The following is a 14412-nucleotide window of genomic DNA, read 5'->3' on the forward strand; positions in this document are numbered from 1 at the left end:
GCGCGCTCAATAGGCCGAATAGGGTCGCACCGGCGTGGGCGGGAACGGCACCGGCATCTGCCGCTTGTCGAACAGGTAGCGCAGCCACGCCATGGCGCGGTTCGGCGCGTAGTCGCGCGAGCGGTCGATCGAGAAGCCGGCGCCCACCACCCAGTGCGGCGCGAAGGTGTACTCGATCGTCGCCCCCAGCGTGTAGCTGAAGCCGCCGCCGGAGCCGCCGCCGTACCTGGCGTCGCCGCTCAGCGCCTGCAGGTCGGGGCGGGTGGGGAAGTACGGGGCTTCGTCCTCGTACGTGAACGACCAGCCAGCCGAGCCGATGAAGCGCCACGACCACTTTGCGTACCGGCCGGTCCAGTCCAGCGGGATGCCGAACGAGACATAGCGCTGCGGGCTGTAGTAGCCGCCATGGCCGAACGTGTAGTAGCGCTGGTTCTCGGCATAGCGCCAGTAGTTGACTACCAGCCCGCTGGTCACGCGCTGGTCGCGCCGGGCGTAGACCGGTACGTCGAAGCCGGTGCGCACGGTCACCTCGCGGTTGGTCTTCACGTTGTCCCCAGTGTAGAGGCCGTAGCCGACGTCGGCAAACAGGCCCACCCGGCCCACGTCGCGCGCATAGCGCACATGCACGCCGTTGCGCACGATGCCGCCCCAGGTCTCGCCGGTCACCGGGTCGCGCGCGCCGGCGTACGAGATCAGCGAACTGGTCTGCGCCCGGCGCGAGACATCGACGGTCACGGCCTGCGCGCCGAGGTCCGCGCGGTACCGGAAGCCGCCCACCACCGTGGACTCCAGGAAGCCCAGCGGCGTGGTGCCGAGATCGGCGCGCCAGCTGTTGTAGGCGCCGTCGTACTCGTAGCCGGCCGCCAGCGCCACGCCCTTGTCGTTCTCGCCGATATTGCCGAGGCCGGCGTTGCCGAGCGCGGGAATCTTGCCGAAGGGCAGGTTGCCTACGCTGCTGCTGCCGCGTAGCGTCCCGGCGTCGAGCAGTACCGTGTCGGCGTGGAAAAACGCGTGGCCGGCGTAGCCGTGCGGCATCCGCACGTAGAGCGGGATCTCGGTGGCGTGAAGCTTCGAGATGCCGTCGTCGCCGGACTTGTTCGACTGCATCACCGCCGTGGCCACCTCGCCCTGGCGGCGCGCTTCGAGCCCGGCCAGTGCACGCTGCGCCGGCGTGCCGTCAGGGCCCGCGGCCACGCTCTCGCGCTGCTCCAGCCCGCGTGCGGAACGATAGATCGCGGCGGCCTCGTTGAAATCGCCGCGCGACTGGGCGATGCGCCCGCGCTGCACGGTGATGTCGGCCCGGTCCGGAAAGCGCGTATCCAGCGCGGCCACCACGTCGGCGGCCTCGTCCTCGCGCCGCATCGCCGTGAAGCGCCGCGCCACCGAGAGCCGCGTGTCGATGTCGTCCTCGGGCGTTTCAGCCAGCACCGTGCGGACGAGGTCGAGGGCCTGCCCGGTGTCGCCCATGCGCTCGTATTGCCGGGCGAGGGTCAGCCGTGCCCCGGCGTCGGCGGGCTGGGTGGCGAGCACGCGGCGCGCGGCGTCGGCAGCGCCCCGGTAGTCGCCGCCGGCCTCGCGCAGGTCGGCCAGCGTCAGCAGCCAGCGCCGGTCGGCCTGCTGGGCGGCGGGCACTGCGTCGAGCGTGCGTTGCGCCTGCGCCAGTTCGCCGTCATCGATCTGCCGGCCGGTCTCGCGCAACGCCAGCCGCAGCGACTGGTCGGCGAAGTCATGGCGCTGTTCGGCCGTGATGCCCGGCAGCGTGGTCGAGTCGGCGATCCACTGGCGCAGCGCGGCATCGCGCTCGGCGGCGGCCAGCAGTTCGCCGTAGCGCAGCCGGATGTCGATGTGCGGATCGCCGGGATGCGCGGCCAGCCAGTCCTGCACGAGCGAGAGCCCCTTGTCTGTCTCGCCCAGCGCAATCCACTCGCGGCCGATCGACGCCAGCATGTGGCCGTCGTCCTTCGCTTCCACGGCGGCCTGGTCCAGCAAGTGGCGCGCCTCGGCATCGCGGCCCTCGGCCACGCGCTGGCGTGCAACGCGCAGCAGTTGCTGGGCCACCAGGTTGTGGGCCAGGTTGCGCATGCCTTCGGAACGCCCGGCCGGCGGCACGGCGGCCAGCACCGTGGCGGCGGTGTCGATATCGTCGACGCTGTTCAGGTACAGCGCGGCCGCGTAGCGCATCTCGCTGGTGGGCGCGGCGCGCAGGCCGTCGTCGATGACGCTGCGGCCCAGCGCAGGCAGGTTCAGGTCGCGGTAGACGCGCGCCAGCGTGAACCGAGTCCACGGCGCGTCGGGCTGCAGGCGGATGGCATCTTCGAGATGCTGGATGGCCGGGCTGCGCTTCTGCAGGGCCAGCAGGCGGTCCGCACGCGCCGACAGCAAATCCGCCCGCATCGCCCGCAGTTCGCTGTCCGAGCCCCGCAGGCGCGCCTCCTGGCTGGCGATCAGCGGTCCCACCTCGTCGTCGCGGCCCTGCTTCTGCAGCAGCTCGGCCAGCGTGCGCAGCGTGCCGACGTCTGGCTTGGGCCGCGCCAGCATCTGGCGCAGCAGCGTCTCGGCCTCGGCATCCTTGTTCTGTGCCACGAGCGCGTCGGCGAGCACCGCCTGCGCGTTTTCGTTGCCGGGCTGCTGGGCCAGCGCCTGGCGGGCCAGCGTCTCGGCGTCGGCGGGCCGGCCCTGCGCGTTGGCCTCGCGCGCCTTGCCCACCGTGCCCCAGAACGTGGCCGTGGCGATCAGGCTGCGCCATTTGCTGGACGGATCGATCCGCTCGGCGCGCGTGAATAGTTCGCGCGCCTCGTCGTGGCGACCCTCGCGCAGCCGCACCAGCCCCAGCCCGCCCACCACCTCGGCGTCGTTGCGGCGCTTCTGGTAGGCCCGCTGGAGCGCGATATCGGCGTCGCGGGTGTTGCCGCGTTCGAGCTGGGCCAGACCGCGCTGCCGGGCCAGCCGGGCCGGGTCCCTGGTCTGCTTCTGCTCCGCCGTGGCGACCTTGCCGAGCGCGGCCAGCGTCTCCTGCGCCGCCTTGTCGTCGGGCACCTCCTTGATATAGCGCTCGAACCAGACGTAGTAGGCCGGGTCCGTGGTCACGCGGTACAGCGTGCGGCGCCAGATGTCGAGCGCGGCGCGCCGGTCGCCGTCGGGCCGCTGGCTGACGCGGTAGAGGATGTCGATGCCTTCCTGGCGGGTACCCTCGCGGTCGGTCAGCAGGTCGCCGAGTGCCAGTTGCAGGGCCATGTCGTCGGGATGCTCGCGGGTGCGGCGGCGCAGTTCGGCGATTGCCTCGGGACGTCCGTCCGGCGTGCCGGACAGGATGCGGTAGTACTCGCGCGCCAGATCGCCAGAGGGTGCGCCGCGCGGGAACAGCTTGCGCAGCCGTGCCACGGCCTCCTCGTCCTTGCCGCTGCGCGACAGCAGCCGGATATTGGCCATCTCGCGCTTGTCGCGCGTGGCGATGCGGTAGGCGTCGTCGAGTTCCAGCGCGGCGGCGCTGCCCGGCGCGGCGGCCTGCAACTGCTTCAGGCGCTTCTCGGCCTCGGCAAGACGGTTCGAGCGGATCTCGATCAGCCCCATCAGCCTGAGCGCCTCGGGCTGGTTCGGATCGATCAGCAGCGCCTTCTCCAGGATGCCGCGTGCCATGTCGGCGCGGTTCCTGGCCTCCCACAGCCGCGCGGCCGCGAGCAGTTGCGCCATCTGGGCCGAGGGCGCGGCCTGCGGCGCCGGGGCGGCAGCGGCGGAGGGGTTGGCGGCGGGGGCGGACATGGCGGGCGTGGCCAGCAGCAGCGCCAGCGTGGGCGCTAGCGCGTGGCGGGGCATGTGGATTCCCAGGCCGGCACCAGCGTGCCGTCCGCCTCGAAGCGGAAGTGTCCTGCCAGATGGCCGAGTCCGAACAGCGCCAGCACCTGGCTGTAGTAGCCGAACGGCGCCTGCGCCGCGAGCGTGCGGGCGCGGCTGACCTGCGCGGCGGCGGCTGCGTCCTGGCCCAGCGCGGCCAGGTAGGGCGCCAGCGCGGCCGAGAAGCCGCCGTTGCCGGCGTTCGGGCCGAACGTGCCGGTTTGCGTATCCACGTGTTCGGGGGGGTGGCCGCGCGTGGCCACGTAGTCGGCCATCGGGCGGAACGCCTGCAGCACCGTGGTGCGCAGCGGATCGCGTGGCGCCATCATGCCGGCCCACAGGTAGACCCGGATCGCGTTGTAGGAGCCATCGGCCCGGCTCTGCGTGTCGGCCACGAAGCCGCGCCCCTTGCGGTAGCCCGCCCAGTCCGGCGAGAAGCCTTGCGGGGCGGTATCGACGATGAGCCGCGCCGAACTGTCGACCAGCGCCTTCCAGCCGCTGTCCTCGGTCAGTACCGCGGCAAGGCGCCGCATCACCGGCAGCGGCACGTAGCTGGGATTGAGCCGCCAGAGGTCCGGTTCGGGATGGAAGCCCACCGGTCCGGGCAGCAGCGTGCGGCCCAGCCCCGGCAGCACGGCGGTTTCCTCGCGCAGCACGCGCCGCGCCACCAGCGTGCCCAGCGCCGTATAACGGCGCTCGTTCCAGAGCCGGCCCGCTTCGAGCAGCGTGTAGGCGATCCACAGGTCGGCATCGGACGCCGGGTTGGCGTCGATCACCCCCCAGGTGCCGGCCTGCCCGCCCTCGCTGCGCCGGCCCCAGATCCAGGCAGGCAGGTGCGCCGCAAGGTCGCCTTGCGCGAGGTTGTTCTCGGTCCACGCCAGCAGCCGGTCGAACGTGGCGCGGTCGTTGGCGGCCAGCGCGAAGAACAGGCCATAGGCCTGCCCCTCGGAGACGGTGACCTGTTGCGGCGTGCTGGCGTCGATGACGCGGCCGTCCTGGCTGATCGTGGTGCGGCGGAACGCCTCCCAGTCCGGCCAGGGGCAGGTGGCCGCGGCGGCCGGCACCGCGCCGGCGAGCGCGCCCGCCAGCAGGCACCACCGGCCCAGGCGCCGCAGCCAGGGCGTGGCCATGTCAGCCCCCGTTGCGCCGCGCCGCAAGCCGGCCCAGCGCCCAGAACAGCGTCAACGCCACCAGCAGCCCGGCCACGATGCCGGCAATGGCCAGCAGCGCGGGGTGCGCGGACATCGTCATCCACAGCCGGGCATACCAGGGCAGGTTGCCGACGTAGTAGGTGTCGCCCAGGCGCAGCCCTTCCAGTTCGCGCTGGCGGATGACGGTCAGGTCGCCACGGATCTGCGACACCTTGCCCGGGTCTTCGAGCACGTCGAGCACGTCGCGCACGCGCTCGTCGCTCGACGCGGTCAGCGCCACCACGCTGCGCCGCTCGCCGTACGGCGATTCGAAGCCGATCAGCGCGGCCATCGGCCCGTCGGCGCTGAGGATCGCGCGGCCGGCCGGCGAGATATTTTCCTCGTCGATGCCGCTGAGCCAGTTCGACCATGCGTGCGTGCGCTGGTCGCGCAGCGTGATCTCGGTCTTGCCCTGCTCGATCAGCAGCGGCAGCGACTTGCCCCAGCGCTGCAGCACCTGCGCCGCGCTGCCGGTGCCGATGACCACGAGGTTGCGGTCCTTGACCGAATCGATCGACCTGGCCGGCGCCACGGTCACGCGCAGCGACGGCAGGCCGGTCCACTTGCCCATGTGGCCGAGCACGGTCAGCAGGGCCTCCTGGTCGACCGGGGTCGGGGCGTCGGGAATCACGATCGCCGTGTCCGACAGGTCGGCCATGCGCGTGAACGGGTAGCCGCTGTTGGCGAAGAACGCCAGGTTAGGCAGCGCCGCGTAGTGCAGGAAGCCGCTGAAATCGATCGACGAATCAGGGTCCACCGCCGCCCGTGCCACGTTGGCGGCCGACGACGCGCACAGCCCGGTCTTCTGCGAATCGATATGGAAGCGGAACTGCATCTGGTTGTTGCTGCCCACGCGGAACGCCGGAATCAGGATCGAGCTGCTGACCGTGGCGCTGCCGCCCGACAGCAGCGGCACGGCCACCACGTTCTCGTCGGTCTGCACGGTCAGCGGCTTGAGCCGGTACGAGCGCACGAGCTGGTCGTTGACGTCGACGCTCAGCACCGAATCGTTGTACGTGGACGGGGCCGTGTAGCGGTACTTCATGCTCAGCGGCACCGAACGGTCGTTCCAGCCGAACAGGTCGGCCGGCACCTTCAGGTTCACGCGGATGGCGTCCGGGTTGGCGCCCGAGACCTGCAGTTGCTGGGGATCGGTGACCAGTTCCCTGAACAGCACCGGCCGGTCCACCGGCGCCCAGGCCGGTGCGTCGTACGGCCGGCGTGGGCGGCCCAGGTCCACGGACTGCACGGCGGCGCGCGGACCGGCCATGGCGGCCTTGCCGAGCACCACCGCGTTGGCGGCAATCTCCAGTTCCTGCGGCGTGCGGCCGGCCAGCACCAGCAGCTTGCGGGCCGGGTTGGCCGGATTCGGCATCACGCTGACCGAGGGGCCTTCGATCTTCTCGATCCGGATGCCGTCCGGCTGGGCGTTGGGCAGTACCAGGGCGATGGCGTGGGCGTCGGCGGGCGCGCCGCTCGCCACCGGAAAGCGCAGTTCGCGGTAGCTGGCCAGCCCGCCGAGCCACGACGCCACCACGCCGGCCGCCCGCAGCGTGAGCGGATCGGCGTTGGCGGGCAGCATGAACGGCACGGTCACGCGCCGGTTGTCGCGGCGGTCGAAGAACGGGGCCGGCAGCAGCGCCAGGCTGTCCGGCAGCGTGATGGCGGCCTTGGTCAGCGTCAGCGAGCTGGTCGGGCTGATATCGGTCCAGAGCGTGGAATGGTAGGGGTCTTCGCAGTGGTCGAGCGTGTAGTGCGCGATCAACTGCACGTTGATGCGGTTGAAGTCGGTGAAGAAGCGCGGGTCCAGGTCGATTTCGCGCGAGACCTGCTGGCCGGCATGTTCCTTGTCGAGCGGCAGCGTGGCCACCACCTCGTCATTGAGCCGCACCTTCAGGTGCGAGAGCGGGAAGATCAGCGCCGGCGAGTAGGTGAAGACCAGCTTGAGCCGCGCCGCCGTCACCACCTCGTCCAGCCGCACACCGACATTGACCGTGCGGTCCGGGTCCAGGCCGCGCAGCGGGATCGTGTAGTTGGCGCCCATCTGGGCGAAGGTCACGGTCTGGGCGCGCCCCACGGGCGGGGCGGCCGGAGCGGGAGCGGCGGCCGGGGCGTCCGGAACGGCGGGCGCCGCCGGCGGGGAAGGCGCCGGCTGGGCTGCCGCGCGTGGCAATTCCGCCAGGCATAACAGGGCGGGGAGAAGCGCCGTCAGCAGGACCGGCCGGGCATTCCGCCTGAGCCGGAATTGCCCGATGTGTCGCAGGCCTGACAGGAGTTCCCTCATATGGCGCCCTGTGAAGATTGCGCAGCAAATGACTGCGTGTCGAAGATACTGCGTGGCGAATATAGCACGCGGAAAACGGCCAGCAGCAAGGGTTTCCGGTCGATGGGCAGTGAATTAAGAAAGATTCAATTCATACCACCGTACATTTTCAAATAATTGAATTGGCTATTTGAAAAATGACAGAAGTGCGGAACATTCGACACACTTCGCATGCAAGATTTGCATAATGGCGGCGCGCAGGGTGTGAAAGAATCCGAACTTGCAGAGACATTTCCTCCGATTCCTCCCCACTGCCACCGCCATGCCTGATACCGCCGTGACCACGCCCGCCGAGCCTGTCGTCTCCCTGAACGCAGACCTGCTGCCCATCTCCGAAGCCCGCATCCCGGTGCTCGACCGGGGCTTCATCTTCGGCGACGGCATCTACGAGGTGATCCCGATCTATCACGGCAAGGCGCTGCGCGGCGCCCAGCATCTGGCCCGGCTCGGCCGCAGCCTGGACGGCATCGGCATCCCGAATCCCCATACCGAAGCCGAATGGCTGGCGCAGATCGACCGCGTGATTGCCGCCAACGGGCTGGCGGACCAGATGATCTACATCCAGGTCACGCGCGGCGTGGCCAAGCGGATGCACGCCTTCCCGAAGGACATTACCCCGACAGTGCTGATCATGACCAACCCGATGGCGCTGCCCCCGGCTGCCGCCGTGCAGCAGGGCGTGGCGTGCGTGACGATGGAAGACCGCCGCTGGCTGAATTGCCAGATCAAGTCCACCTCGCTGCTCGGCAACGTGCTGGCCGCCCAGGTGGCTGCCGAGGCCGGCGTGACCGAGGCGATCCAGTTCCGCGACGGCTTCCTGACCGAGGCTTCGGCCTCGAACGTCTGGGTGGTCAGCCAGGGACGCATGGCCGCGCCGCCCAAGGACAACCTGATTCTCGAAGGCATCCGCTACGGGCTGATGGAGGAACTGTGCGCGGCGATGGATATCTCGCTGACGGCCCGCCGCATCACGCGCGACGAAGTGTTCGCCGCCGATGAGGTGATCATCTCGTCGGCCAGCAAGGAACTGCTGCCGGTGGTGACGATCGACGGCAAGGCCATCGGCAGCGGCAAGCCGGGCCCGGTGTTCGAGCGGCTGTACGGCGCCTACCAGGCGGCCAAGGCGGCGCTGTAGGCACCTGGGACGCCCGCCGGCGGACCTGCGTGCTACGATGGCCGCGGACGAACCACCGACGGGAGGCGGCCCATGGCCAAGCGCGAGCGCAGCCGGCGTGTCATCAAGGAAGAGGTGAGCCGGCGCATCCAGCAGATCGACGAGATCGCGGACGAGGGGATGCGGGTCCGCGTGCCGGACCCGACGCCCCATCCCCGCGATGCCCGCGGGCGGAACTGGGACATGGGCCGCTTCGGCAATGCGCGCGGCTACGAGCAGGCCATCCGGGCCGTCGTGGACGATGTGCGCGACGAGTTCGATCTCGGCGACGATCCGCCCAGTGCGGTGCCGAACCCGTTCGGCAACTGAGCCGCGCTCAGAGCGGCAGGCCGGTCCAGGCCGGCTGCGGCCGCCAGCCCGCGATGCCGGCGGCCGGCAGCGGCTGCGAGAACAGGAAGCCCTGCCCGACATGGCAGCCCTGTTCGAGCAGGAAGCGGCGCTGGAACGCGCTGGTCACCCCCTCGGCCACCACGGTCAGGTTGCGCGCACGGCCGATGCGGATCACCGCTTCCACCAGCGTGCGCGTGGCCTCGCTGGTTTCAAGGTCCACCAGGAAGCTGCGGTCGAGCTTGATCTCCTCCACAGGCAGCCGCGTCAGCCGGCTCAGGCTGGAAAACCCCGTGCCGAAATCGTCGATCGACAGCCGCACGCCGAGGCGGCGCAGCGCGGCGATCGTCGCCAGCGCGCTCTCGGCTTCCGAGGCCTGGTCGAGGAACACCCCTTCGGTAATCTCGATGGTCAGCATGCCCGGCGGCAGGTCGTTGGCCTGCAATGCCTGCGCCACCACGTCGGCCAGCCCCGGATCGCGGATCGACAGCGGCGAGAGGTTGACCGACATCGCCGGCACGGTCACCCCGTCGCGCCGCCATTGCGCCAGCTGCGCGCACGCCTCGCGCACGGCCCAGCAGCCCAGTTCCACGATCAGCCCCGATTCCTCGGCCAGCGGCACGAACACCGATGGCGCCACGTCGCCGCGGCGCGGATGCGGCCAGCGGGCCAGCGCCTCCACGGCGTGCAGCGTGTCGGAACCAAGGTTGACCTGCGGCTGGTAGTGCATGCGCAGCGCGCCGTCGCCGATGGCGTCGCGCAGTTCGAGTTCGAGCGCGCGGCGGTCGCCGAGCCGGCGCGCCAGCGTGGCATCGTAGACGCAGACCTGGTTGCCGCGCTCGCGCAGGCGTCGCCGCTTGGCCTGGTAGACGGCCAGGTCGGCGTGGTGCAGCAGCGTGGCGCGGTCGCGCAACTGCTCGCCGAGCACGCTGATGCCGATGCTGGCGGTGGGCGTCAGGCGCTGGCCCGGCGCCAGCGAGACCGGCGCCGAGAGCGCCACCAGCAGCGCCTGTGCGGCGGCCATGGCGGCCTCCTGCGCATGGTCCGGCAGCAGCACGGCAAATTCGTCGCCGGAGAGCCGGCCGGTCACGGCGTCGGGGTGGCAGGCCAGCGCCACGTGCTGGAGCCGCGCGGCCACTTCAGTCAGGAAGCGGTCGCCCGCGCCGTGGCCCTGCACGTCATTGACCTGCTTGAAATCGTTGAGATCGATGAACAGCATCGCCAGCGGCTGCCGCGCGGCATTGGCGCGCGCCACGGCCTCGTCGGTGCGGGCCAGCAGCAACTGGCGGTTGGGCAGGCCGGTCAGCGCGTCGTAGCTGGCCAGCCGGTGGATGCGGTCCTGCGCCTGGTCGCGCGCCAGCGCCAGCGCGCAAAGGTCGGCGGCCATGGCCACCAGGTGCTCGTGGAAGGCGTCGGGCAGGCGTGGCTCGGCAAAGCACAGCGCGAAGGTGCCGAGCACGCGGCCATCGGCGGCGCGCACCGGCGTGGACCAGCTGGCGGCCAGCCCGGCGGCGCGTGCGGCGTCGCGCAGCGGTTCCCAGCGCGGATCGCGGGCGATATCGGCCACCGCCACGGGTTGGCCCAGGAAGGCGGCGGCGCCACAGGAGCCCGACTGCAGCCCCACCGGCAAATCGCGGAACGGGGCGAGCGCGGCGGGGTCCGCCGACGGCATCGCCACGAGCCTGAGCCGGCCGTCCTCCACGCGCATCACGGCCGCCACGGCGCCCGGCGACATGCGCTCCACGCGGCGGCAGAGGCCGGCCATGATCTGGTGCGTGGGAAGGTCGCGTGCCAGCGCCGCCACCGCCTCTGACGCGGCGGCCAACAGGGGGTCCTGGTTGCGCGCGTTGACGGCGACCACGGCGTCGATCGCCTGTTCCAGCGCCTGGGTACGCATGCTTTCTAGACTTTCTCTTATTTTGGGGAATACGGGTGGCGCGCTCCCGGCGATCTCCCTCGAATCGTCGTACCACCGCGCGCCCCCGGAGTGTACGGCCCCGGCCGCACGCCCGAAGGCAGGGTTTGCCCGCGCTTTCCTGGCAACGCGGGCGCGGTCAACCCCACTTCCCGGGGTGTACCGGCATGCGGCCCTTTAAATACGCGGCAAGGCGCCGGGCGGCGCCGGTGCAGGCGCGATCTAGAGGTTTTACTCAGGTTCGGGCAAAAGGCCGGCTCAGTCGACCGTCACGATGATCGCCACGCGGCGGTTCTCGGCGCGGCCGGCGGCGGTGCCGTTGTCGGCGATGGGTCGGGTCTTGCCCAGTCCACGCACTTCGAGGTGCTCGCGCACAAAGCCGCAGGCGCCCATCACGCGGGCCACCGCTTCGGCGCGGCGCACCGACAGCTGCTGGTTGTACTCCGCGCTGCCGGCGTTGTCGGTGTGGCCGTCGATGCGCAGGCGGTCGATGCCGGCGTCACGCAGCACCCGGCCAATGCGCACCACCGCAAGCTGGCGCTCGGGCGTGATCACATCCTCGTCGAAGCTGAACAGCACCTTGTCCGGCAGGCCCAGTTCCCAGCCGTTGTCGGTGCGCTCGAACCCCTGGCTCTGCAGCGCGGCCACCTGGGCTGGCGTCAGCCCGCGTGGGGGTTCGGGCGTCGCACAGCCCGCCAGCAGCGCGGCGGCGGCCAGCGTGGGAGCCAGCAGGGCATGGCACAGCAGGGCGCGGCGCGAGAGCGGCGGCATGGCGGTCAGGCCTGGCGTTCCGGCGGCGCCGCTTCGGCGCTGTGCCAGGTGGCGCCCGAGTGCCGCTTGGCGCCGTACATGGCCGCGTCGGCGGCATGCAGCAGCGCCGCGCCGTTGCGGGCGTGGACCGGGAAGACGGCCAGGCCGATGCTGAGCGGCGCCACCACGGTGCCGCCATCGGGCAGGGCGATCGGCGCGGCCATGGCGTCGAGGATGGCCTCGGCGGCGCGCACCGCGTCCTCGGGCTGGCGCAGTGTGTCGATCAGCACGGCAAATTCGTCGCCGCCCAGGCGGGCCACGGTGTCCGATTCGCGCAGGCAGCCCCGGATGCGGTCGGCGATGCCAACCAGCACCCGATCGCCCGCCGCGTGGCCGTGGCGGTCGTTGATCCCCTTGAAGTCGTCACTGTCGAGATAGAGCACGGCGGCGTAGTGGTTGCGGGCGGCCGCGTTGCGCAGCGCCAGGTCGAGCGCTTCGGTGAATGCGGCACGGTTGAGCAATCCTGTCAGGCTGTCGTGCGTGGCGCGGTGCGCCAGCGAACGGTTCTCGCGCTGCAGCTGCTTCTGCCATGCTTCCAGTTCGTCGAGCAGCACGTTGAAGTCCTCGGACAGCGCGTTCAGCTCTTCGATCCGGGCTGGCGGCATGCGCTGGCCGAACGCGCGCTCGGAGCGCACCGCGTGGGCCACCCGCATCAGGTTGCGCAGCGGATCGACGATGTCGCCGAGCATCCGGCTCGACATGTAGTGCGCGCCGACCGCCGTCAGCAACAGGCAGGCGATCAGCCCCAGCGTGCCCTGCAGCAGGAAGTGCAGCAGCGCGACAGGGTCTCCCGACACCTGCACGCTGCCCACCTGCTGCGCCTCGTGGACGATCGGCTGCTCGGCCGGGCCGGAGGTCAGCAGCCTGCCCGCGATGCGGCGCAGCGCCGGAAAGCGCTCCTGGCCGGGGCGCTGCCACGAGGCCAGCAACTGCCGGTCGCGGTCGTAGACGGTCACGGTGGCCAGGTCCTCGGCGGCGGCAATGGCCGAAAGCGCGTCGGCCGCGGCCGCCTGGTCGCCGAAGACGACTGGCGCCTCGACCGTGTAGGCGATGGAGCGCGCCACGAGCCGCAGGTTGTGGTCGGCGTGGGCCCGCAGCGCGGTCAGGCCGAAGAACGTCAGCGAGATCCCGGCGGTCAGCACGGCAATCAGCGCCACGCTCAGGTGGATGCGCCGCAGTGTGCCGTACAGCGTGGGCCGGACGGGTGCGGGCGTGGCGGAGGGGCGGCGGCCGGGCAGGTTCATGGCGCCGGCGCCTTGCGGCGTCCCAGTTGCAGCACGCCCGGGTGCACGTGAATGCCGCTGCGGGCGATGGCGTCGAGGTTGATCCGGAACGACACCTGGTTCTCGCGGATGCTCAGGCAGAACATGCTTCCGCCTTCACACTCGAAATCTTCTTCCGCGATGACCAGCACCGGCTTGCCCACGTAGGTGGCGGTCAGCCTGCGGCGCCGGGCCTCGTCCATCGTGCCGATGTAGAGTGCGTCGCACGCGCCGGCCAGCGGGTCGGCCAGCATGTCCACGCGGCGCGCCTCCACCAGCCGGCCCGTCGACAGCGTGCCGCCTTCCAGCAGCTTGCCGGCGTAGCGGGCCCCGCTGTCCACGCACAGCCGTACCGACTCCCGCTCCTCGGGCCAGCGCGCATAGCTCAGCAGGCTCATGACCACGCGGGCCACGGCTTCGGGGCGCGAGGGCGGGGCCGGCTGCGCGGTGGCGGGAGCGCCGGCTCCCGCCGTGGAGGCGGCCGCGTAGCCCGGCCACGCCGCCAGCAGCGCCAGCAGCGTCGGCAGGGCCGGGCGCGCAAGGCGGCACGCGAGAGAGGATAGGCGAAACGCAGGACGCGGCAATTGGGCGGCGGGCGTGGATTGGGGGAGTCCGGCGGACGGGGCGGGTGGATGACTCCATTGGAGTGTCGGCTTGATCTGCAGAAACTGTAGCCACAAACCGCTACGCCCGCAGTGGTCCAGATGCCCTAGTGCGCCGGGCTGAACCTGGGCTGAGCCGGGCTGAACATGGCGATCGCGCGTTTGCGGTGACAAGGGCGCCTGCCGCCATGCTAGGATTTCCGGGCCCCGCCGCTCCAGCCACCCACTTCAGCCGATCCCTTCCGGAGACACCTTCATGGCAAAGCAGGTCTTCTCGCGTACGCAATACCTGGACATCCTCAACGACAGCCTGCGGCGCCATCCCGGCTTCCAGCCCGGCATGGCGTTCGTGTTCCTGCCGCCCGGCGCCGCCGCCGGCCAGGCTTCGGGCGTCGGTTGCACCGGCCCGATGGACGCGCTGCCGGTCTACTGCGAGATCGAGCGCGTGGCGTCCGGCCTGATCGAGGTGGCGGAGCCCGCCGCCAAGGCATGAAAAAACGCACCCCGCGGGGTGCGTTTCTCGTGCCAGCCGATGGCGCAGGCGCGCAGGCGCTCAGTCCTCGTCTTCCTCGTCGTCGAGGAAGGCGCGGCGCAGCAGCCAGTTGGCAATGGCCTCGTCGCAGACATTCTTGAGCTTGCCTTTTTCCGGCAGCTTGTCGAATAGCTGGAAATTGACCAGCGCCAGGCCCGCGTCGGTGATGTAGAACAGGCGGTCGGGATCGTCGTAGTGCACGATGCGTCCGTCGATGTCCGTATCGTCGCCGTCGGCGGGCATGTCCTCGAGTTCCACCACGCGGCACGTGAAGCGCGGGCTGCGCGTGTGGGTCAGATACTCGAATTCGTCGTGCGACACATTGCCGCTCTTGTCGGTGACGACGGCGAAGCCCCAGACGAAGCGGGGCATCGGCAGATCGGACAGATCGTCAATCTCGTCCATGGTGTTCTCCGTGATGCAACAGCCGGCATTATCGCCGAAGT

At 70.8% G+C, this 14412-nt stretch carries 11 protein-coding genes; 3 read left to right on the forward strand and 8 right to left on the reverse strand.

Annotation, left to right across the window (positions count from 1 at the left end):
• Nucleotides 1-6 precede the first annotated feature (6 nt).
• The 3 genes from EV147_RS03385 to bcsB are packed head-to-tail and all read right to left on the reverse strand — an operon-like array spanning nt 7 to nt 7305.
• Nucleotides 7-3813, reverse strand: a complete 3807-nt coding sequence (locus EV147_RS03385; protein WP_130389698.1) for a cellulose synthase subunit BcsC-related outer membrane protein — start codon at nt 3811-3813, stop codon at nt 7-9.
• Nucleotides 3795-4961, reverse strand: a complete 1167-nt coding sequence (bcsZ, locus tag EV147_RS03390) for a cellulose synthase complex periplasmic endoglucanase BcsZ (protein ID WP_130389699.1) — start codon at nt 4959-4961, stop codon at nt 3795-3797. The genes EV147_RS03385 and bcsZ overlap by 19 nt, the downstream gene beginning before the upstream one ends.
• A 1-nt stretch (nt 4962) precedes the next feature.
• Nucleotides 4963-7305, reverse strand: coding sequence for a cellulose biosynthesis cyclic di-GMP-binding regulatory protein BcsB (gene bcsB / locus EV147_RS03395; protein WP_130389700.1), 2343 nt, complete (start codon nt 7303-7305; stop codon nt 4963-4965).
• Nucleotides 7306-7606: 301 nt separating this feature from the next.
• On the opposite strand from bcsB, the gene EV147_RS03400 reads away from it, so the two are divergent.
• Together EV147_RS03400 and EV147_RS03405 are read left to right on the forward strand one after the other, a co-directional pair.
• Nucleotides 7607-8479: a D-amino acid aminotransferase gene (locus EV147_RS03400; protein ID WP_130389701.1), complete on the forward strand. Its 873-nt coding sequence runs from the start codon at nt 7607-7609 to the stop codon at nt 8477-8479.
• A gap of 72 nt (nt 8480-8551) precedes the next feature.
• Nucleotides 8552-8827, forward strand: coding sequence for a hypothetical protein (locus tag EV147_RS03405; RefSeq protein WP_130389702.1), 276 nt, complete (start codon nt 8552-8554; stop codon nt 8825-8827).
• A 7-nt stretch (nt 8828-8834) separates the two neighbouring features.
• On the opposite strand, the gene EV147_RS03410 is transcribed toward EV147_RS03405, so the two are convergent.
• The 4 genes from EV147_RS03410 to EV147_RS03425 form a co-directional block, all read right to left on the reverse strand.
• Entirely contained in the window at nt 8835-10742 is a 1908-nt protein-coding gene (locus EV147_RS03410; RefSeq protein ID WP_130389703.1) for a putative bifunctional diguanylate cyclase/phosphodiesterase, read from the reverse strand.
• Nucleotides 10743-11018: 276 nt separating this feature from the next.
• Complete coding sequence (locus tag EV147_RS03415; RefSeq protein ID WP_130389704.1) at nt 11019-11531, reverse strand: OmpA family protein; 513 nt, start codon at nt 11529-11531, stop codon at nt 11019-11021.
• A gap of 5 nt (nt 11532-11536) precedes the next feature.
• Complete coding sequence (locus EV147_RS03420) at nt 11537-12814, reverse strand: diguanylate cyclase domain-containing protein (RefSeq protein ID WP_130389705.1); 1278 nt, start codon at nt 12812-12814, stop codon at nt 11537-11539.
• Nucleotides 12811-13416 carry a YfiR family protein gene (locus tag EV147_RS03425; protein WP_235844594.1) on the reverse strand — a complete coding sequence of 202 codons (606 nt, stop codon included), beginning with the start codon at nt 13414-13416 and terminating at the stop codon, nt 12811-12813. Before EV147_RS03425 ends, EV147_RS03420 begins: the two co-directional genes overlap by 4 nt.
• Before the next feature lie 274 nt (nt 13417-13690).
• Here EV147_RS03425 and EV147_RS03430 point away from each other — a divergent pair, with 274 nt between their 5' ends.
• Entirely contained in the window at nt 13691-13927 is a 237-nt protein-coding gene (locus tag EV147_RS03430; protein ID WP_130389706.1) for a hypothetical protein, read from the forward strand.
• 60 nt (nt 13928-13987) lie between these two features.
• On the opposite strand, the gene EV147_RS03435 is transcribed toward EV147_RS03430, so the two are convergent.
• On the reverse strand, nt 13988-14371 hold the full coding sequence (locus tag EV147_RS03435) for a hypothetical protein (RefSeq protein WP_130389707.1): 384 nt from the start codon (nt 14369-14371) through the stop codon (nt 13988-13990).
• Nucleotides 14372-14412 lie beyond the last annotated feature (41 nt).

Source organism: Cupriavidus agavae (genome assembly GCF_004217045.1).
GTDB lineage: Bacteria > Pseudomonadota > Gammaproteobacteria > Burkholderiales > Burkholderiaceae > Cupriavidus > Cupriavidus agavae.